Origin of the sequence: Kitasatospora sp. NBC_00315, from assembly GCF_041435095.1 — a bacterium.
Lineage (GTDB): Bacteria > Actinomycetota > Actinomycetes > Streptomycetales > Streptomycetaceae > Kitasatospora.
This window is the reverse complement of sequence record NZ_CP108025.1, coordinates 2030946-2051628: the sequence shown is the minus strand read 5'-3', so window position 1 is coordinate 2051628 and position 20683 is coordinate 2030946. Positions and strand designations below refer to the sequence as shown.

Sequence of the window (20683 nt, the reverse complement as noted above, 5' to 3'; positions counted from 1 at the left end):
CGTTCGAGGACTGCGGATCGGTGCCGTGCTGAACTGACGAAACGTCAGTTCCCGTTCATGGCGGCGACCAGGCTGGCCGGGCGGAGGTCGGTCCAGTGCTCGTTGACGTAGTCGAGGCACGCCTGGCGGGTGTCCTCGCCGTGGGCCACCGACCAGCCGGCGGGGGCGTCGATGAACGCCGGCCACAGCGAGTGCTGGTTCTCCTCGTTGACCAGCACCAGGTAGGTGCCGTCCGGGTTCTCGAACGGGTTGGTGTTCTCGCTCATGACGGTCTCCTTCTGCACAGGGCGGCGGGCGCCGCCCGGAACGGGACGATGGGGAGTGACGGGAGTGACGGGAGAGGCGAGCAGGACCGGACGGGTGGGCGGTCCGGCAGGTGGGACCGGCGCCGACCGGGCCCGTCAGGCCGGTGAGGTCGGCAGGTCACGGCTGCTGCGCAGCGGACCGACCAGTCGGAGCAGCTTGGCGAACACCCCGACCAGCAGGGTGATCCAGAGCGACTCGCGGACGCCGAGGACCGTGCCGAGGGTGCCGCCGAGCAGCGCCGCCAGCGGGATGACGCCGAACTGGAGGCACCGGGAGCTGGTGAACACCCGCCCCAGCAACTCCGGCGGCACGTACGCCTGGCGGAAGCCGCTGGACAGGATGTTCGCCACCACCAGTCCGGCCGCCGGCACGCCCAGGCCGAGGACGAAGAGCACGAGCCGGGGCCCGGTGTCGGCGAGCGGGATGAGCAGGGTGAACGGCGCGGTGGCGAGCGCGGCCAGCAGCATGCCGTGCGCGCTGCCGAAGCGCCGCCCGATCCGGGTGGCGACCAGCGCGCCGAGGATCCCGCCGACGGCGTCCGCGGCGATCAGCAGGCCGACCAGCTCCTGGTCCACCCCGACGGTACGGATCAGGAAGACCACGTACAGGGTCGAGGAGGCGACCAGAGCCAGGTTGTCCACCGCCGCGCACAGCGTGAGGATCCGCAGGTAGGGATCCCGCACGACGAAGCGCAGGCCCTCGCCGATGTCGCGGCGCAGCGTGGTCGGGCGCCGCTCGCCGGCCGGGCGGACCTCCGGCGAGCGGATGCCCAGCAGGCAGGCCGCGGAGACCGCGAAGGTGGCCGCGTCGACGAAGACACCGGTCGCCGCTCCCAGCAGCCGGGCGATCAGGCCGCCGAGGCCAGGCCCGGCGATCCCGGCCACCTGCTCGCCGGCCTGCAGCCGGGCGTTGGCGGCCGCGAGGTCGGGCTTGGCCACCAACGAGGGCAGGTAGGCCTGGTAGCAGGTGATGAAGAAGACCGACGCGGTGCCGGTGCCCAGTGCGACCACCACCAGCTGGCCGAGGCCGAGCACGCCCGACCAGGCCGCGATCGGCACACTGGCCAGCAGGGTCAGCGAGACGGCGTCGCAGATCAGCATGGTGCGCCGGCGCGGCATCCGGTCGGTCCAGGCCCCCACCGGAAGTCCGACGACCAGCCACGGCAGCCAGGCCGCCGCCCCGAGCACGCCCACCACGAACGTGCTCGCGTGCAGGACGCTGACCGCCACCAGGGCCATCGCGATGCCGCTGATCCCGGTGCCCAGGCGGCTGACGGACTCCCCGAACCAGAGCAGGTGGAAGTCCCGTCCCAGTCGGCCGCCGCCCTCGATCGTCGGCTCCGGCGGATCCGCCGCCACCGCGCCGGCGACGGTCCCCGGCGCTGCGTCCGCGCCACCCTGCCCGGTACGTTCGGCCGTCACCGTCGAGGCCGCCGTGCCGTTCACGCGCCGCTCCATGCCATCGCCTCCTCACGGGGGGTCGCGTCGTGCGGCGACCAGAGATCCTCCGGCCCCAGGGCGGACGCCGTGTACTTCCCCACCGCGCTGATCAGCAGCCGGAGTTCGAGCTCCAGGCACTCCACCAGCCGGCGGACACCGTCCTGCGGGTCCTCGTCCGCGGCGAGCAGGGCGGCGCGGCCGAGGCCGACCGCGGTGGCGCCCCGGGCCAGTGCCTTGACGGCCCGCGCGCCCTCCCAGATCCGACCGGTGACCAGCAGCGATCCCGGACCGGCGGGGCGGCCGACCCGGCGCAGGCACTGCTCCAGCGGCAGGCCGACGTGGTCGAGGAAGGCGGTCGGCGCCCAGCCGGTGCCTCCCTCGGCGCCGTCCACCGTCACCGCGTCGGCGCCAGCGTCCCAGGCGACCGCGGCGGCCTCGCGCACGTCCCGGGAGGGGTGCAGCTTCACCCAGACCCGGGCGCGGGGGAAGTTGTTGCGCATGAACCGGATCTGCTGGCGCAGGATCTCCTCGGTGAACGTGCCGGGGCTGCTGCTGCGCAGTCGGCGCGCACTGTCCGCGCCGTAGACGCCCTCGTCGATGGCGTACGCGCCGGAGAGCCGCTCGGCGGCGGCCGCGTCCACCACGGTCATCCCGCCGAGGCCGGGCTTGGCCCCCTGGCCGACCTTCAGCTCGAAGGCCAGCCGCCCGGAGTCGAGCAGCGGCTGCGCGGACGGGTCGCTGTGGACGAGGTTCCAGACCTCGGCGTCGGCGTCCTCGGTGCTCTGTTGGACGGCCACGCCGCCCAGGCCGTCCGGGAGTTCGTCGAGGTAGGCCCTGATCCGGCCGAGCAGGCCGCGCGGCCCGTTCGGGTCGATCCGGCCGTAGCCGCTGACCGGCACGACGTTCTCGCCGATCACCATCGGCAGTCCGAGCCGGCCGGCCTGGCGGCTGACCGCCTCGCCCAGGTCGCCGCTCGCGACCTGGGTGGAGCCGAAGGCGGAGAAGTAGACCGGCAGGGCGGAGCGGAAGCCGCCCACCGTGGTGAGCAGGTCCACGTCGCCGTACATCGGCTCCCGGCCCAGGTCGATCAGCTTCTCCAGGCGCCGCGGCATGAACACCGGCGGCACGATCCGGGTCGCGTCGAGCGCGTCCGGGACGGCCGGTGCGCCGGCGCCCGCGCCGAACAGCGTGTGGCCGTAGCCCTCCGGAGCCGGGAACGCGGCCGCACCGCCGGTCCTGGCGCGCTCGCGCACCTGCGCCTCGGGGAACGCCCCCGCGTGCAGGCCGCTCACGGGGACACCACGCCCGGGAGCTTCGGGTAGGCGGTGGCCTGCCACACCTTGTCCAGGCCGCAGATGTAGCGGGTCAGCCGCTGGATGCCGATGCCGAAGCCCGCGCTGGCGGGGATGCCCTCGCGCGCCATGTCGAGGTACCAGGCGTACTTGGCCGGGTTCTCGCCGCTCTCCCGGATCCGGGTGACCAGCCGGGCGTAGTCGAACTCGCGCTCGCTGCCGCTGCAGACCTCGCCGTAGCCCTCGGGGGCGAGCAGGTCGAAGTTGCGCAGGGTGCCGGGCGAGTCGAGGTCCTCGCGGTCGTAGAAGCCGCGCGAGCCCTTCGGGTACTGCGTGACGAAGAACGGCCGGTCGGCCTGCCGGGAGATCAGCGCCTCGCCCTCCCAGTCGATCTCGGCGTCCGGGTTCTGCCGGTGGTCGATCCCGTGCAGGCCGGCCACGGCGTCCTGGTGGGTCATCCGGTCGAAGGGCTTGGCCAGCAGCGCCGCGAACACCTCGGGGTCGCGGCCCAGCAGGGCGAGTTCGGCGCCGTGCTGCTCGACCACCCGGCGTACGGCGTGCCGGACCAGGCCCTCCACGAGGGCGGTGATCTCGTCACGGCCGGCGCCGGCCATCTCGACGTCGATCTGGTGGAACTCGGCCAGGTGGCGACTGGTGGAGGAGGACTCCAGCGGCTCCAGCCGGACGTTCGGCGCGATGTAGAACATCTTCGGAAAGGCCAGCAGGGAGGCCTGCTTGTAGAGGATCGCGCTGGTCATCAGCTTGTAGCGGTGGCCGTAGAAGTCGATGTCGACCTGCTTGGAGCCGCGCCCGCCCGGGTCGGTCACCGGGCCGATGATCGGCGGCAGCAGTTCGGTGAAGCCCTCGTCCGCGAGGTGCTCCCGGGTGGCCTTCAGGATGCCGTTCTGGATGGTGAGGACGGCCCTGGTCACGGGCGAGGACAGATGGACGCCCGGAGCGGGCGGCAGGGCGGGCGCCGCGGCGGTCTGCGGGACGTCGAGCTCGGTGATGGTCATCGGCCTTCTTCTCTCCACATCGGATGGGATGAGCTGCTGGTCGGGCCCGGCGGCCGGTGGGCGCCGGTGGTGCCTCAGCGGACGAGCTGCGGGGGCGCGGCCCGGTCCGGTACGGCGTCGAACTTCCGCTCCACGTGGGTCAGTGCGCCGATCAGTTCGGCGGAGGTCATCGCGCGGCGGCGGTCGACCTCGGCGATCCGCGCGATCGGCATCGCCCCGGTGTCGCTCCACAGCAGTCGGCCGTCCTCGCCGATGTAGCTGCGGGAGCGCCCGGCGTTGTCGGGGTGCAGGCAGAACGGCACGTCCAGCCGCCCCCGGGCGAACGCCTCGGGCAGCGACCTGCCGAGATCCGGGCCGAGATCGAGGACGCCCTCGATCAGGGCCCTGGCCTCGGCGTACACGGCGGTGTCGGCCCCGGTCGGGGGGCGGCGACGCGGCTCGTCCGCCGCCACCTTGGCGGCGTGTTCCAGAGCCTGGACGTTCTCGGCGATCGTCGGGATCCGGAAGGCCTCCGCCACCGTCTTGACGATCAGCCGGGCGGAGTCGGTACGCACCGCCAACCGGGCTGCCTCGCCCAGCAGTTGGAGTGCTCCCGACTCGGTGCGCGGGTACACGCCCATGTAGGCGTAGATCACCACGTGCCAGTCGACGTCCGGCAGGAGCTCCCAGGCGAGCCGGCGCAGCGCGAGGACCGCCTCCTCGTCCTGCGCGGAGTTGGTCTGCTGCGCGTAGCTGAGCGAGATGCTGCGCAGGCCGTGCTGCTGGAAGAAGATCCCCTCCAGCACGCTGATGGCGATCAGCAGGCTCGGCGGGCAGAGCTGGCCCATCATGCAGCCGCCGAAGGTCTCCAGGTGCGGTTCGATCCCGAAGTGCCGCACGCCGGTGAGAATCTCGCAGCTCCGTACCCAGTTCCGCACCGACTGCGTGATCGGCAGCCGGCTGTACGGCAGGCAGTAGGAGACCGGGCCGCCCTCCGTCGCGTCCAGCCCGGAGGCGGTCAGGGCGGCGAAGATGTCCTGCGGGCGGGCCGATCCGTGCCTGACCTGGACCGGGAAGTCGGCGTCGTGGATGCCGTCCAGCAACTCGCGGGTGACCGCCGGTCCGTGGGCGACGATCGGGTAGCCGTTGAGTCCCAGGCCCTGTTCCAGCGCCCGGCGGGCCGTTTCGTGGGCGCCCGTCCTGGTGTAGCTGTCCAGGGTGAGGGTGCCCACCGTGGTCGCGGCCGAGGTGCGGGTGGCGAGCAGGCCCTCCCGCATCCGGGCCGGGTCGCCGAAGCCCATCCGCGGCTGGACGACGAGCTCTCCGGCGGCCTGGGAGTGGCCGACGAACTCGGCGAACGAGACCCGGGAGGGGTGGCGGGCGAGGAGCTCCCGCACGGGATCGCGGCCGGGCCCCGCGGCGGAGCGGGCGCCGGCGTTCACGCCGCGGCCCGGGCGGGCAGCGCGGCGAGCAGGGAGCGGAACAGCGCGATCCCCTCCCCGTCGGCGTCGTCGAACGCGGCGTCGAAGCCGGCCGCCACCAGGTCGGCGGCGTGCCGCCGGTTCCCCGAGCCGCTGACCCCGAGCTTTCCGCCGATCACCATCGGCGTCCGCGCCAGCCCGGGGGCCGCACGCAGCGCGGCGATGACCCGCTGTCCGTCGTTGTACGCGTGTCCGTTGACACTGCTCACCACGAGCAGGTCCGGCCGCAGTCGCAGGCACGCGGAGACGATCTCCTCGTCCGGGACGCACGGGCCGAGGTTCGACACCTCGTGCCCGAGCTCCTCCAGCAGCAGTTCCAGGAAGACCAGATTCCACATGTGGGAATCCGACGCCATGCTGGTCACCACGACCCTGAGACGCTGACCCGCCGTTGCGGGTGGTAGTTCCTGACGGTGCACCACATCCGTGTCCATGAGCCCTTCCTCGGGTCCGGTCCGACGTCCCGGGAAGAACGCTAGGGGCGGCCGGAGGGGTCGAGCGGAAGTTGCGGAGGCAGGACAGCGGCAGCTCGGCGGCAGTGGCGGGGGCGGCCGGAGGCAGGTGCGTCCGGCCCCCGCGGCGTCGGACGGGAATGCGTCCGGCCGGCGGACGCTCCGCGAACACGTCGTGAAAACGGGGGAGTCGGAGAAATGCCGTGCCCCGGCGGTTTCCCACCGTCGGTACAGGGGTGGACCCGGGCAGCGGGAATCACGGGTTGTCAACCGGGGAATCGGCCAGTCGGACCGGAAATCATCGGGTACTCGGCCATCCGTCCGCCGGGCGTTGACACTGCCGTGCGGGCCGTGATCTGCTGATGATCAGTCAATGAACAGCGGGGCGAGCCCCTACAGCATGAATCGACGGCCGTCCGGTGCCGGACCGTACGGCCGCTTCACATTCTTCTCACTTCTGTTTCGCTGACCACGGGGGCTGTACACATGTCGGATCCAATCACGGGTGTCACTTCGCGCTGCCGCGACACCGCGCGTCCGGGCGAGGGTGACGGGAGTCCCCGGAGATCTTCCCGGAATTCCTAGCGGTACCGGGCCGGCCCGAATACCCGTCGGCGCCAATCCCGTCGGCCCGGATTCCAGGTGTGTCACCGGGCCATGCACGGTCGACCGGCTGCCGGCCCTCGGGCCCCGCTGCCCGGCGGTGGCGTCGGGCCGTGCGCGCCCGGCGCCGGTGGGCCGGGCCCGGCGTCCGCCGCGGCGGGCCGCGGCGCCTCTCCCGCAGGCAGGAAGGCGCCGCTCTGCCCTGCCCGTCGCCGGACGGGCCCCGGCGCCACCGGGCTCACCCGTTCCACCGGCCCGCCGGGCTCCGCGCCGTCCGCCCGCACCGCGCCGCACTGCGCTGCCCCGTACCGCCCTGTCGCCGCACCGCGTTCCCCTGCGGTGTCGTGCGCGCCGCGCCTCCCGCGTCGTGGCGCTCCCGCACGTACCCGCCCCGCCCGTCCCGAGATCGGAGACCGACCCATGGCCCTGCGCCGGCGCGACCTCCCCGTCCAGACCGTCCCCGGCCGACCGCGGGAGATCCCGTCGATCGGCACCCAGGGCACCATCGGGTCGACGCTCGCCTTCCGGCGCGACCCGCTCGGCTTCCTGCGCGGCGGGATCCGGAACCGGGGGGACATCTTCCGGTTCCGTCCGCTGGGGATCCCCATGGTCATGGTGAACCATCCGGACTACATCAAGCACGTACTGGTCGACCGGGCGGATCTCTACGACAAGGACGCCGCGATCTTCAAGATCGTCCGCCCGGTGCTGCGCGACGGGCTGATCGCCACCGCCGACATGGATCTGTGGCGCCGTCAGCGACGCATGATGGCACCGCACTTCACGCCCCGGGCGGTCGGCGGCTTCGTCGAGAACATGACGGACGAGACCGAGCAGATGCTGGTGCGCTGGGAGCGGCACGCCGGCACCGGTGAACTCCTCGACGTCACCGACGAGATCGGGCAGCTCGCGCTCCGGATCGTCAACCGGTCCCTGTTCAGTGCCGAAGTGGGCTCGCACGCACAGGCGTTCGAGCGGGCCTTCGGGGTGGCCAACACCGTTCTCGGCTCCTTCTTCCGCTTTCCGTTCCCGCCGCTCAGCGTGCCCACGCCCTCCCACCGCCGGCTCCGGCAGGCCATCGACGACATGGACGCGTTCGTCTCGCTCTTCGTCAAGCGCCGTCTCGCCGAGGACTCCACCGGTGACCGCACCGACCTGCTCACCCTGCTCCTGCACACCGTGGACGAGGAGGACGGTAAGGGGATGGACCTCGAACAGCTCCACCACGAGGTCCTGAACATCTGCATCGGGGCGTACGAGACCACCACCAACGCGCTCTCCTGGACCTTCTACCTGCTGGCCCGGCACCCCGAGGTGGAGGCCCGGCTGCACGAGGAGGTCGACCGGGTGCTGGGCGGCCGCAGGGCCACCTTCGAGGACCTGCCGAACCTGAGCTGGACGCGGATGATCGTCGAGGAGGTGCTGCGGATCTACTCGCCCGCCTACCAGTCGATGCGCCGGGCGAGCCAGGACGACGAGATCGACGGCTTCGCGGTCCCGGCCGGTACCAACATCCTGCTCAACAGCTATTTCCTGCACCGGCACCCCGACTTCTGGGAGGACCCGGAGCGGTTCGACCCGAGTCGTTTCGAGCCGGCCCGGGTGGCCGCGCGTCCCAAGCACGCCTACATCCCCTTCGGCAGCGGCCCGCGCGTCTGCATCGGGAAGCACTTCGCGCTGACCGAACTCATGCTCGTGCTGGCCACCGTGGCACGGGAGTACCGCCTGGTCACGCCGCCCGGCGCCGCCGAGGTGCAGCCCGACCCGCTGATCACCCTGCACCCCAGGGGCGGTATCCACCTCGCCCTGGAACACCGCTGACGGAGAGTGGAGCACCTGATGGACGACCCCGTGACAGACCTCGGCAGCCCGTTCCCCTTCCAGGTGAACCCGCACGCCGAGGAGGCCAGAGGGCACCTCTCGGCCTGGGCGCGCCGGACCGGCCTGATCCGCCGGGAGTCGGTCGTCGAGCGCTTCGAGCACGCCGACTTCGGCTGGTTCGCCGCGATGGTGTACCCGACCGCCGACCGTGAGCGCCTGGAGCTGATGGCCGACTGGTTCGCCTGGCTCTTCCTGGTCGACGACCAGCTCGACGACGGAACGGTGGGCCGCGACCTGGACCGCGCCGCCGCCATGACGCGCGAGCTCCAGGAGGTCCTGGAGAGCCCCCCGGGAGCCGGGGCGGGCCCGGGCGGCCACTCGGTCGCCGCCGCCTCGCTGGCCGAACTGTGGGAGCGGACGGCCGCCACCGCTAGCGCATCGTGGCGCCTGCGCTTCGCCGCGCACCTGGAGGAGTGCCTGCGCACGGCGGCGACCTGGGAGGCCGCCAACCGGATCCGGGGCGTCGTGCCGGACGAGGAGACGTACATCCGCAAGCGGCGGCACACCGGTGCGATCTACGTCTGCATGGACTTCGTGGACATCGTCGAGGATCTCGACGTACCCGTGGCGCTCTACCGGGACCGGGACTTCTCGGCCGCGCTGGACGCGGCCTGCGACGTGGTCTGCTGGACCAATGACGTGTACTCCCTGGAGAAGGAGCGATCGCTGGGGGAGACCCACAACCTGGTCCACGTCGTGGAGCACCACCGGGGGATCGACCGGGCGAAGGCCCTGCGCGAGGTGGCCGCGATGATCACGGAGGCCACCGGGCTCTTCCTCGCCAAGGAGGCGGCATTGCTGGCCGCCCACCCCGAGCACGAGCGGGTGCTGCGCCCCTGCCTGGCCGGGATGCGCTCCTGGATGCGCGGAAACCTGGACTGGTCCCGGCAGACCAAGCGCTACCGGGACCCGGTCGGCGAGCAGCCGGAACACTACCTGGACCCGGTGCTGTCCACGGAGGGACGATGACCGGGGCCGCCCTTCCCGGTACGCCGACCGCCGCGGCATCCCCCGCCGCGGCATCCCCCGCCGGTGCATCCCCCGCCGGTGCGGGCCCGGCACCCGAGACAGCCACGGTGGCGGGCGCCGGCTCCCCGGCCGCCCCGGACTCCGCCGGGCTGCAGCTGCTCGGCCGGGCGCGGGAGGCGATCCAGCCCGAGCTGCGCAAGGCGGTCGACCGGCTCTCGGACCCCACCCGGACGGTCGCCGGCTACCACCTCGGCTGGTGCGACCGCGACGGCTACCCGACGGCGGCCAACCCCGGCAAGGGGATCCGCCCGGCGCTCGTCCTGGCCTGCGCCCAGGCCGTCGGAGGCCCGGCCGAGGCCGCGTACGCACCGGCCGCCGCGGTCGAGCTCGTCCACCAGTTCTCGATCCTGCACGACGACCTGATGGACGCGGACGCCACCCGCCGCGGACGACCGACGGCCTGGGCGGTCTTCGGCAAGGCCCAGGCGCTGCTGGCGGGTGACGCCCTGCTGGTGCTGGCCTTCCGGATCCTGACCGAGCTGCCGACGCCGCAGACCGAGCCCGGGTGCGCCCGCGAACTCAGTGGGACGCTGCTGGAACTCGTCATCGGCCAGGCCGCCGACCTGGCGTTCGAGGAGCGGAGCGAGGTGGCCCTGGACGAGTGCCTGGCGATGGCGGGCGGCAAGACCGCCTCGCTCTTCGCCGCGGCCTGCGCCATCGGCGGCATGGCGGCCGTCGCCGATCCGGCGCGGGTGCGGGCGCTGCGGGCGTTCGGCTGGCACCTCGGGCTCTCCTTCCAGCTGGTGGACGACTGGCTGGGCGTCTGGGGTGATCCCCGGACCACCGGCAAGCCGGTGCGCGCCGATCTGTTGCGGCGCAAGAAGTCGCTGCCGGTGGTCGCGGCGCTGCACAGCGGGACACCGGCCGGCCGGCGGCTGGCCGAGCTCTACGGGCGGGGCCGTCCGCTGAGCGACGACGAGGCGGTCACGGCCGCCGCTCTGGTCGAGGACGCGGGCGGCCGCGACTGGGTGGAGCGGGAGGCGGCCCGCCAGAAGGGCAGGGCGATGGCGGAGTTGGCCCTCGCCGAGCCGACGCCGGAGGCGGCGGACGCCCTGGCCTCGTTGGCCCGGGCCGCGCGCATGCGTGACAGCTGAGGTCCTCCGGTGGGCAACGGGCTTTTTCGATCATCGATGTGACGGAGCGACAGGCCGGGGTGGTTGCCGCCGAGGGGCTCGCGTAGAGTCGGGTCACGGTGGGCCGCGCCGTGGGTGGCGGCGGTCGCCTGACAGGTGCAGAGATCGCTCCGGGGGGAGAGGTATGGGCGAGGTGTTTCCGCTGCCGCGGCGCGCCGGGCGAGCGTGGCGGCCCGGGCGGGCGGCGTGCCGGACGAGCGGGTGCGGACCGGTCCGACGCGGTGGGCGAGGATCCGGCCGGCGGCCTTTCGGTGGAGCTTCGGGCAGCCGGCCCGGTGACCGGCGCAAATCCGCGTTCCCTGCGGTTCGGACACCGACGGGAACGGGATGACGGTCCGTGATCCGAGTCGCATTGATGGCCTCTCATCACATTTTTTCATTGCATCCCGTCGGTGACTCCGGTTAGGCTCCGAGTAGCCGAGTGTGCGGGCGGCCTGGGTTTCTCATCGCGGGAGCCCGAGGCCACGGGGTGTCAGATGCGAGTTTTTCCGGGCGAGTGTGCGGGGGGTTCACCGTGAGATCCTGCGGTATTTAGCGAGAATGCTTTCAGCCCTCCCGGGTTGCGGCGCCGCTGGGTTCTTCCCGGTGCCACCTGGGATCCGGGCTGTGCTTCGAAATGTCCTGACGCCGTCGGCAGTCGTCGATCCGGTGGAATTGATGCATGCCCTGAAGCCGGCTGGAGTGTCCATATCCCGGATCCGTCCGCCACGGATTCGGACATGTGAATCCAGAAGTTTTCTTCGTGTAATCCGGAAGTTTTCCTCCGGCAGGGCCTGAATCGGGCTCCACCGCCGGTTCGACGCTGTTCTGGGATGGATACCGATGGTCGAGTCGTCCACGTTCACCGAGACCTTCACCGTCACCGCGGACAATCCCCTGTTGCACGGTCACGTGGTGTACGGGCGCAGCCTGCTCCCCGGGGTCGGCTACGTGGACCTGGTGCTGCAGGTACTGGCCAGGCACGGGCAGGCGATGCCGGACGTCGAGCTGCGGAACGTCACCATCCTCGCGCCGCTCGTCGCCGGCCCCGGTGAGCAGGTGCTCACCACCGTGGAGGGACGGCCCGCGCCGATGGGCGGGTGGCGGGTCGAGGTCCGCAGCCGGCGGCCCCAGGACGAGGCCGACGTCGTCCACGCCGTGGTGACGGCCCAGCGGCGCGCCGCGCCCGCCTTCCAGGAGCGGCTGGAGCTTCCGCTCGCCGGATCGACCCGGGTCACGCCGATCACCGACATCTACACCTGGTGCAAGGAGCACGACCTGGTCCACTCGGGTCTGATGAAGATTCAGGGCGTGATCCACCACCGCCCGGGGGACTGGATCGCCGAGCTGGAACTCGCTCCGGAGTACCACGGGACGCAGGACGCCTTCCTCTTCCACCCCGCGCTGTTCGAGGCGGGACTGCTCGGCGGTGGCGTGGCCATCGGCATGCTGCACGACGGGGACGACGGCCCGGGGCTCTACCTGCCGCTGGTGTTCGAGGCGTTCCGGGCGGTCGGCTCGCTGGGTAAGCGCTGTTACGTCCGGGTGCCGGCCGACTCGATCCAGCGCGACGACGAACTCGTGCGGCTGGCAGTGGAGTTCTACGACGAGACCGGACTGAAGGTCGCCGAGGTCGGCCGCTTCGTGGCGAAGCGGATCCGGGTCGCCACCGCTCTCGACGTCCGGGGTGACGCGCCGGATCCGGTGGCGGCCCCTGTGCCGGTGGCGGCCCCTGTGCCGGTTCCGGCTGCTGTGCCTGCGGTGGTGCCGGTGGTGCCGGGTCGGGATCTGGTGGCGGTGGTGCGGGATCTGGTGGCGGCGCGGTTGGGTGAGCCGGCGGATCTGGTGGATGTGGGTTCGGGTTACTACGAGTTGGGGTTGGCGTCGGCTGATCTGTTGTCGTTGGTGGCCGATCTGGAGTCGCGGTTGTCGTTGTCGTTGTCGCCGACGGTGATGTTCGAGTATCGGACGATCGCGGAGTTGGCGGCGTGGTTGGAGACGGAGCTGCCCGCGCAGGGGGTCGCCGCGCCGGTGGCGGCCCCTGCGCCGGTTCCGGCTCCGGTGGCGGCGGTGGTGCCGGTGGTGCCGGGTCGGGATCTGGTGGCGGTGGTGCGGGATCTGGTGGCGGCGCGGTTGGGTGAGCCGGCGGATCTGGTGGATGTGGGTTCGGGTTACTACGAGTTGGGGTTGGCGTCGGCTGATCTGTTGTCGTTGGTGGCCGATCTGGAGTCGCGGTTGTCGTTGTCGTTGTCGCCGACGGTGATGTTCGAGTACCGGACGATCGCGGAGTTGGCGGCGTGGTTGGAGACGGAGCTGCCTGCGCAGGGGGTCGCCGCGCCGGTGGCGGCTCCGACTGCGGTGCCTGCGGTGGTGCCGGTGGTGCCGGGTCGGGATCTGGTGGCGGTGGTGCGGGATCTGGTGGCGGCGCGGTTGGGTGAGCCGGCGGATCTGGTGGATGTGGGTTCGGGTTACTACGAGTTGGGGTTGGCGTCGGCTGATCTGTTGTCGTTGGTGGCCGATCTGGAGTCGCGGTTGTCGTTGTCGTTGTCGCCGACGGTGATGTTCGAGTACCGGACGATCGCGGAGTTGGCGGCGTGGTTGGAGACGGAGCTGCCCGCGCAGGGGGTCGCCGCGCCGGTGGCGGCCCCTGCGCCGGTCGTACGCACCGAGCCGGTGGTCGCTCCCGCACCCGCGCAGGTCGTGGCGGACGCCGCCGCGGAGGCCGGTGAGACTCCCGGGGATCGCCTTGCGACGGCCCTCGCCGTGGTGGCCGACGAGGTGGCCGCACTCCTCCAGGTGCCGGTCGGCGAGCTGGAGCCGGACGGTGAGCTCACGGAGTTCGGGCTCGACTGGTCCGGCCTCGCCCAGCTGGCCGGTCGGCTGAACGACCGGTTCGGCACGGCGCTGGCGTCCACCGTCTTCGTGGAGCACCGGACGGTACGGGCCGTCGCGGCCCATCTGGTCGGCGCCCGGGCCGGCGCGCCGGCCCCCCGTGACCTGCCGGTCGGCGGGACCGCGCCGTCCCCCGCGCCGCCGGTGGCCCCGGCCGGCCCCGTGACCGTCTCCGAGCCGCTGGCCCCGGAGCGCCGGGAGACCCCCGGCCGCCCGCACCCGATGCTGGGGCGCGAGGTGCCGGCCGAGGAGGGCACCGCGTTCGAGACGCGCTTCGACGGGAGCGAGCCGTACCTGCGGGACCACCAGGTGCGTGGCGCCCTGGTGCTGCCGGGGGTCGCGCACCTGGAGCTGGCCCGAGCCGCGGTCGCGCGCGTCCTGGGGGAGGAGCAGACCGGCCGGGTACGACTGGACGACGTCGTCTGGCTGCGCCCGGCGATCCCCGGCCCGGACGGACTGGTGCTGCGCGTGCACGTGCGCACCCTGCCCGGGGCCGGTTGCGAGTACACGATCCACAGCGTGGACGGCGCCGGTGTCCGCACCCTGTGCAGCCAGGGCCGGGCGGCCCTCGCCGGGCCCGAGGACCGGCGCCCGCCGCTCCTGGACGAGCTGCGCGCGGCCTGCTCCGGGACGGTGTACCCGGCCGAGCACGTCTACGGCCTCTTCGACCGGATGGGCATGGTGTACGGCCCCGGCCAGCGCGCCCTGGTGGAGGTGGGCGTGGGCACGGACGGGCTGGGACGGCCGCAGGTGCTCGCGGAGCTGCTGCTGCCGGCCGCCGCCGGGTACCGGGACGACTTCCGGTTGCACCCGAGCATCGTGGACGGAGCGCTGCAGGCCACCATCGGCCTGTGGCTGACGCCCGACGCGTCCGACGAGCAGTCGGCCGCCCTGGCGCTGCCCTTCGCCCTGCGGCGGGTGGTGGCGCCGGCGGCGACTCCCACCAGGGCGTACGCCTGGATCCGGCACCAGTCGGACAGCGGGACCGACGCGGCCTCGGCCCGGCTGGACGTCACGGTCCTCGACGAGCACGGCCGGGTCTGCGCGGACCTGAGCGGACTGAGCACCCGCGCGCTGCCCCGGGAACAGCCGGCGGCGGCCGGGGTCCGCGCGCCGCAGGGGTCCCCGGAGCCGCTGCCCACGCCCGAGCACGCGCCCACCGACATCGCCATCGTCGGCGTCAGCGGCCGATACCCGGAGGCCGCCGACCTGAGCGAGTTCTGGCAGAACCTCCGCTCCGGGCGCGACTGCATCCGGGAGGTCCCGGCGGAGCGCTGGGATCACCGCCGCTACGCCGACACCGCCAAGTGGGGCGGGTTCCTGGACGACATCGACAAGTTCGACCCGCTGTTCTTCCAGATCTCGCTGCTGGAGGCGGACTACCTCGACCCGCAGGAGCGCCTCTTCCTCCAGTGCGCCCACCACGCCCTGGAGGACGCCGGCTACACCGGCGAGAGCCTCGCCCGGGCCTCGGCCGAGCGCGGCGGCCCCGGAGCGGCCATCGCCGCGTCGGGCAAGGTGGGTGTGTTCGTCGGCGTGATGTACCAGGAGTACCAGCTCTTCGGCGCGCAGGCGCAGGAGCGGGGCCTGCCGGTCGCGCTCTGGGGCAGTGCCTCCACCGTCGCCAACCGGGTGTCGTACTTCTACGACTTCCACGGGCCCAGCATGGCCGTGGACACCATGTGCTCGTCCTCGCTGACCGCCATCCACCTGGCCTGCGAGGCCATCAGGAGCGGCCAGTGCGAGGCGGCGCTCGCCGGCGGCGTGAACCTGAGCCCCCACCCCAACAAGTACCTGGTGCTGAGCGAGCGCCGGTTCCTCTCCAGTGACGGGCGCTGCCGCAGCTTCGGCGAGGGCGGCGACGGCTACGTACCCGGCGAGGGCGTCGGCGCCGTGCTGCTCAAGCCGCTGGAACGGGCCGTCGCCGACGGGGACCACATCTACGGCGTGATCAAGGGCACCGCGCTCAACCACGGTGGCCGGGCGAGCGGCTACTCGGTGCCCAACCCGGTGGCCCAGGGCGACGTGATCGCCCGGGCGGTCACCGCCTCCGGCGTCGACCCGCGTGCGCTGAGCTACCTCGAAGCCCACGGCACCGGTACCTCGCTCGGCGACCCGATCGAGATCGCCGGCCTGGAGAAGGCGTTCCGCCAGGTGGGCGGCCTGCCCGAGCACTGCGCGATCGGCTCGGTGAAGTCCAACATCGGACACACCGAGAGCGCGGCCGGCATCGCCGCGGTGACCAAGGTGCTGCTGCAGATGCGGCACGGGGAGCTGGCGCCGAGCCTGCACTCCGCCACGCTCAACCCGCACATCGACTTCGACCGCACGCCGCTGCGGGTGCAGCAGCAGCTGGAGCCGTGGCACCGGCCGACCCTGGAGAGCGGCGGGGAGTGGCGGACCTTCCCGCGGATCGCCGGCGTCTCGGGCTTCGGCGGGGGCGGCTCCAACGCCCACGTGGTCATCTCCGAGTACCTGCCGGCGACCCCGCGTCCGGCCTCGCCGACCACCGGCGGGCGGCCCGCCCTGCTGGTGCTCTCCGCCAAGAGTGAGGCCCAACTCGTCCAGCAGGCCGAGCGGTTGAACGACCGGCTGGCCGAGCTGACCGACCAGGACCTCCCCGACGTGGCCTGGACGCTGCAGAGCGGCCGAATGGCACTGGAGGAGCGGCTGGCCTTCGCGGCGACCTCGGTGGAGGACGCCCGGGCGCAGCTCGCGGCCTTCGCGGCCGACCCGCGGCAGGCCGGCGACCGGGCCCGGGGCACCGTCCGCCCGGGCCGTCCGGCGGTCGCCGAAGGGCTGAGCGACGCCGTGTCCGGCTGGACCGGCTCGGGCGCCCACCGGCCGCTGCTGGCGCTGTGGGCCGCCGGCGCCCGGGTGGACTGGGAGAGCCTGCACGGCTCGCCCGCCCCCGCGCGCCGGATCAGCCTGCCCGGCTACCCCTTCGCCCAGGAGCGGTGCTGGCTGGACCTGGACCTCGGCGGCGCGCCCGCCGCACCCGGCTCCGCCGCGGCGCCCGCGCTCCGGCCGGTCACGGCCGGGCACCCGGACGGCGCCGAGGAGGAGCGCGACGAGGTGGTGCTGCTGCGCCCGGTCTGGGCCGCCCGCGGCGCCCTGCCCGTCGAGGCGTCCGGGCCCGGCGCGGCCGAGGCCTTCACCGAGCACCACGTCCTGGTGGTCGGCCGGCTCGCGGCCGGAGAGCGCGACGCCCTGCGGGCCGCCCTGCCCGCCGCCGCGGCCTGCCAGTTCCTGGAGCCCGCAGAGGACACGCCGGACCGCCGGTTCGCCGAGGTCGCGCAGCGGGTGTTCGCCGTGACCCACGGCCTGCTGACGGCCGGTGTGCGGCGGCCGGTGCTGCTCCAGGTGGTGCTGGTCGGTGCGGCCGGCACCGAGACCGAGCGGGAGGCGCTGGCCTGCCTCGGCGCGGTGTCCGGCCTGCTGAAGACGGCCCACCTGGAGAACCTGCTGCTGCACACGCAGTACCTGGAGTGCCTCGACGGGGCGTCGCCGCAGACCGTCGCCGCCCGGCTGGTGGCCGAGGCGGTACCGGACCCCGAGCCCGAGGTGCGCCACCGCGACGGCCGGCGCCACGTCGGACGGCTGGTGGAGCTCTCGGCCGCCCACGCGGCGGCCACGCCCTGGCAGGAGGACGGCGTCTACCTCGTCACCGGCGGCGCCGGCGGGCTCGGCCTGATCGTGGCGCGGGAGATCGCCGACTCGGTCGGCCACGCGACCGTCGTCCTCACCGGGCGCTCCCCGCTGAACGAGCAGCGCCGGGAGGCCCTGCGCGCCCTGCGCGCGGCCGGTCTCACGGTGGACTACCAGCGCGCCGACGTGGCCGACCGGGCCTCGGTGGCCCGGCTGCTGGCCCATGTGGCCGACAATCACGGGCCGTTGACGGGCATCCTGCACAGCGCCGGAGTCGTCCACGACAACTTCGTGGTGCGCAAGACCTCCGAGGAGCTGCTGAGCGTCCTCGCACCCAAGGTCGCCGGCCTGGTCAACCTGGACGAGCTGAGCCGCGACCAGCAGCTGGACGTGTTCGTCTGCTTCTCCTCGATCAGCGGCGCCTTCGGCAACCCCGGGCAGGCCGACTACGCCGCCGCCAACGCCTTCATGGACGCCTACGCGGCCTACCGCAACCGGCTGGCCGACACCGGGCAGCGCAGCGGCCGGACGGTCTCCGTCGGCTGGCCGCTCTGGGACGAGGGCGGCATGGGGGCGGACACCGTCGTCCGGGAGCACCTGCGGAGCATGGGTCTGGCGCCGCTGGACACCGCCGGCGGCCTGGCGGCCCTGCGGTGCGCGCTGGCGCCGCGGGAGAACGGCCTGGAGGGCGGCCGGCTGGTCGTCATCGCGGGCCGCCGCAGCGCGCTGCTGCCCCGGATCACCGGTCGGGACGAGCCCGCGCCGGTCGCCGCGCCCGCGCCGGTCGCCGCGCCCGCGCCCGCGCCCGCCGCTGCCGCCGCCGCGCCGGCCCCCGTGCCCGTGCCTGCCACCGGCCCCGCCTCCCCGGCGGCCGGTGGAGCGGCCGCGGAGCGCGCCCTGGAGGACCGGGCCGCGGCCCACCTGCGGCGGATGATGGCGGCGGCCCTGAAGCTCGGCCCCGAGCGACTGGACGTCGACACGCCGCTGGAGCGGTACGGCATGGACTCCGTCATCGCGGTCAACCTGGTCTCCCGGCTGGAGGAGTTGTTCGGCCCGCTCTCGCGCACGCTGCTCTTCGAGGTGCAGAGCGTCCGTGAGCTGGCGCGGCACTTCGCCACCGGCCACCCGCAGGCGCTGCGAGCCCTGGTCGGCGAGCCGGAGCCGCCGCAGTCGGAGCCGCGGCCGCAGCAGGCCCCGGCCACCGGGGAGCGGGCCCCCGAAGAGCCGGCCCCCGCCGCGCCCGCCCCCGCCGCGCCCGCCCCGCACCCCGCCCCCGCACCGCGGCCCGCCGCGCACCGCGCCGGTGGTGACGAGAAGATCGCGATCATCGGCATCAGCGGCCGGTACCCACAGGCCGAGGACCTCGACACGCTCTGGGCCAACCTCCGGGCCGGCAAGGACAGCGTCACCGGGATCCCGGCCGACCGCCGGGAGCTGGCGATCCTGCGCGAGAACGGAGCGGACGGGACCGGCACGGGCCCCGCGGCCTGGGGCGCGTTCCTCGACGGGGTGGACCGCTTCGACCCGCTGCACTTCGGCATCTCGCCCCGCGAGGCGGCCGCGATGGACCCCCAGCAGCGGCTGTTCCTGGAGACCGTCCGGCACCTGCTGGAGCAGAGCGGCGTGACCCAGGAGGTCGTCGAGCAGCGCTACGGCCGACGGGTCGGCGTGTACGTCGGCGCGGCCTACCAGATGTACCGCGCGGACGACTCCGACCCCACCCTCGCCGCGCTCACCGCGTCGGCCTCCTACAACCTGATCGCCAACCGGGTCTCGCACTTCTTCGGGCTCGAGGGCCCCAGCCTCGCGGTGGACAGCATGTGCACCTCGTCGGCCATGGCCGTCCACCTGGCCTGCGCGGATCTGCTGCGCGGGGAGAGCGAACTGGCGGTCGCCGGCGGGGTGAACCTGACCGTCCACCCGGACAAGTACCTGGCGCTGGCCGAGATGCAGCTGCTCGGCACCCACCCGGGCAGCCGCAGCTTCCGCGACGGTGACGGCTACCTGCCCGCGGAGGCGGTCGGCGCGGTGCTGCTCAAGCCGCTGGACGCGGCGCTGCGCGACGGCGACCCGATCCACGCCGTCATCCGCGGCACCGCCTCGCTGCACGGCGGCCGGGCCAACGGCTTCATGACGCCGAGCCACCGGGCCCGGGTGAACGTGATGCGGCGGGCGCTGGAGCGGGCGGGCACCGAGCCGGGCGCCATCGGGTACGTCGAGGCCGCGGCCAACGGCGCGACGTTCTCCGACGAGGTCGAGGTCCGGGCCCTGCGCGAGGTCTTCGCCGGGGTGGGCGAGCCGGTGGCGCTCGGCACGGTGAAGTCGAACCTCGGGCACCCCGAGGCGGCCTCCGGCATCGCCCAGCTCACCAAGGTCGTGCTGCAGCTCAGGCACCGGGAGCTCGCGCCGCTGGCCGACGTCGGTTCGCCCAACCCCGGCCTCGACCTCGACGGATCGCCGCTGGAGCTCTGCGAGGAGCTGACGGCCTGGCGGCCGCGCGCCACGGACGGCGGGGACGGCCGCCCGGCCCCCCGTCTCGCACTGATCAACTCGGTGGCGGCCGGCGGGAGCCACGTCAGCCTGGTCATCGAGGCGCCGCCGGCGGTCGAGGAGGCCGAGCCGGACCGGCAGGACGGCGCGCCCCAGCTGGTGGTGCTCTCCGCCCGTGACCCCGAACTGCTGCGGGAGACGGCCCGACGGCTGCACGCCTCCTTGGAGCGCGACGGCGCGGTGGGCCTGGCCGACCTCGCGTACACCTCGCAGCTGGGCCGGGAGGCGCTGCCCGAGCGGCTCGCCGTGGTGGCGGGCTCCCGGGCCGAGCTGGCCCGGGCCCTCGCGGGGCACCTGGCGGGCGGCGCCGACGGCGGGGCCGCCCCGGACGCGGCGGTCCACCTCGGCAACGCCGAGGAGGACGCCGGTCCGCTGGGCACGGTCCTCTCCGGCGCCCGGGGCGAGTCGTTCCTCGCCGACCTGGTCGCGGACGGCGACCTGGAGCACCTCGCCGAGCTGTGGGTGCGAGGGGCCCGGGTACCGTGGCGCGGACTGCACCGGGGAGCGCGCCGGCTGGTGCCGCTCCCGGCGACCGTCCTCGAAGAGGGCGGCTACTGGGTCGGCCGCAGGCCCGCGAGTCCGGCCGCGGCCCAGCCGGGGGCCCTCCCGGAAACCGGCGCCGGCGCCCGCGCGGCCGTCGGCCGGCAACGCGAGCGGGCGCTCGGCGACACCGAACGGACGATGGTCTCGGTCTGGGCGGAGCTGCTGCAGATCGACCCCGACCGGCTCGGCCCGGCCAGCGACTTCTTCTCGCTCGGCGGCAACTCGCTGCTGGCGACCCGCCTGATCAACCTGCTCCAGCAACAGGCCGGCGTGGAACTGCCGGTCGAGGCGGTCTTCAACGCGCCGAAGCTGGCCGCGATGGCCGCCGAACTGGAGCGCAGGATACCGGCGGCCGTCCAGGCCGGTACCGACGAGCTGGACCGGATCCTCGAAAGCATCGGCCTGATCGAGGCCATGAGTGACGAAGAGCTGGACGCCCTGGGCATCGAGAACTAGGCAG

10 protein-coding genes are annotated in these 20683 nt (G+C 73.6%); 4 read left to right on the top strand and 6 right to left on the bottom strand.

Features of this window, described 5'->3' with window-relative positions; translation table 11 throughout:
- Positions 1-44: 44 nt before the first annotated feature.
- The 6 genes from OG823_RS08280 to OG823_RS08255 form a co-directional block, all read right to left on the bottom strand.
- A complete protein-coding gene (locus OG823_RS08280; RefSeq protein WP_371478780.1) occupies positions 45-266 on the bottom strand; it encodes an MbtH family protein in 222 nt (73 codons plus the stop codon).
- A gap of 135 nt (positions 267-401) precedes the next feature.
- Positions 402-1763 (bottom strand): MFS transporter, encoded by a 1362-nt coding sequence (locus tag OG823_RS08275; RefSeq protein ID WP_371478779.1) that lies wholly within the window; start codon positions 1761-1763, stop codon positions 402-404.
- Positions 1748-3037: a glutamate synthase-related protein gene (locus OG823_RS08270; protein ID WP_371478777.1), complete on the bottom strand. Its 1290-nt coding sequence runs from the start codon at positions 3035-3037 to the stop codon at positions 1748-1750. The genes OG823_RS08275 and OG823_RS08270 overlap by 16 nt, the downstream gene beginning before the upstream one ends.
- Entirely contained in the window at positions 3034-4053 is a 1020-nt protein-coding gene (locus OG823_RS08265) for an asparagine synthetase A (RefSeq protein ID WP_371478776.1), read from the bottom strand. The genes OG823_RS08270 and OG823_RS08265 overlap by 4 nt, the downstream gene beginning before the upstream one ends.
- A 74-nt stretch (positions 4054-4127) precedes the next feature.
- A complete protein-coding gene (locus tag OG823_RS08260) occupies positions 4128-5474 on the bottom strand; it encodes a methylaspartate mutase (RefSeq protein ID WP_371478775.1) in 1347 nt (448 codons plus the stop codon).
- Positions 5471-5947, bottom strand: coding sequence for a cobalamin B12-binding domain-containing protein (locus tag OG823_RS08255; protein ID WP_371478774.1), 477 nt, complete (start codon positions 5945-5947; stop codon positions 5471-5473). Before OG823_RS08255 ends, OG823_RS08260 begins: the two co-directional genes overlap by 4 nt.
- 1041 nt (positions 5948-6988) lie before the next feature.
- Here OG823_RS08255 and OG823_RS08250 point away from each other — a divergent pair.
- The 4 genes from OG823_RS08250 to OG823_RS08235 all read left to right on the top strand — a co-directional run bounded on the left by OG823_RS08250 (position 6989) and on the right by OG823_RS08235 (position 20679).
- Entirely contained in the window at positions 6989-8389 is a 1401-nt protein-coding gene (locus OG823_RS08250; protein WP_371478772.1) for a cytochrome P450, read from the top strand.
- An 18-nt stretch (positions 8390-8407) separates the two neighbouring features.
- A complete protein-coding gene (locus OG823_RS08245) occupies positions 8408-9418 on the top strand; it encodes a terpene cyclase (protein WP_371478770.1) in 1011 nt (336 codons plus the stop codon).
- Between the two features lie 107 nt (positions 9419-9525).
- Complete coding sequence (locus OG823_RS08240; protein WP_371478768.1) at positions 9526-10572, top strand: polyprenyl synthetase family protein; 1047 nt, start codon at positions 9526-9528, stop codon at positions 10570-10572.
- Positions 10573-11433: 861 nt separating this feature from the next.
- Positions 11434-20679 carry an SDR family NAD(P)-dependent oxidoreductase gene (locus tag OG823_RS08235; protein ID WP_371478767.1) on the top strand — a complete coding sequence of 3082 codons (9246 nt, stop codon included), beginning with the start codon at positions 11434-11436 and terminating at the stop codon, positions 20677-20679.
- Positions 20680-20683 lie beyond the last annotated feature (4 nt).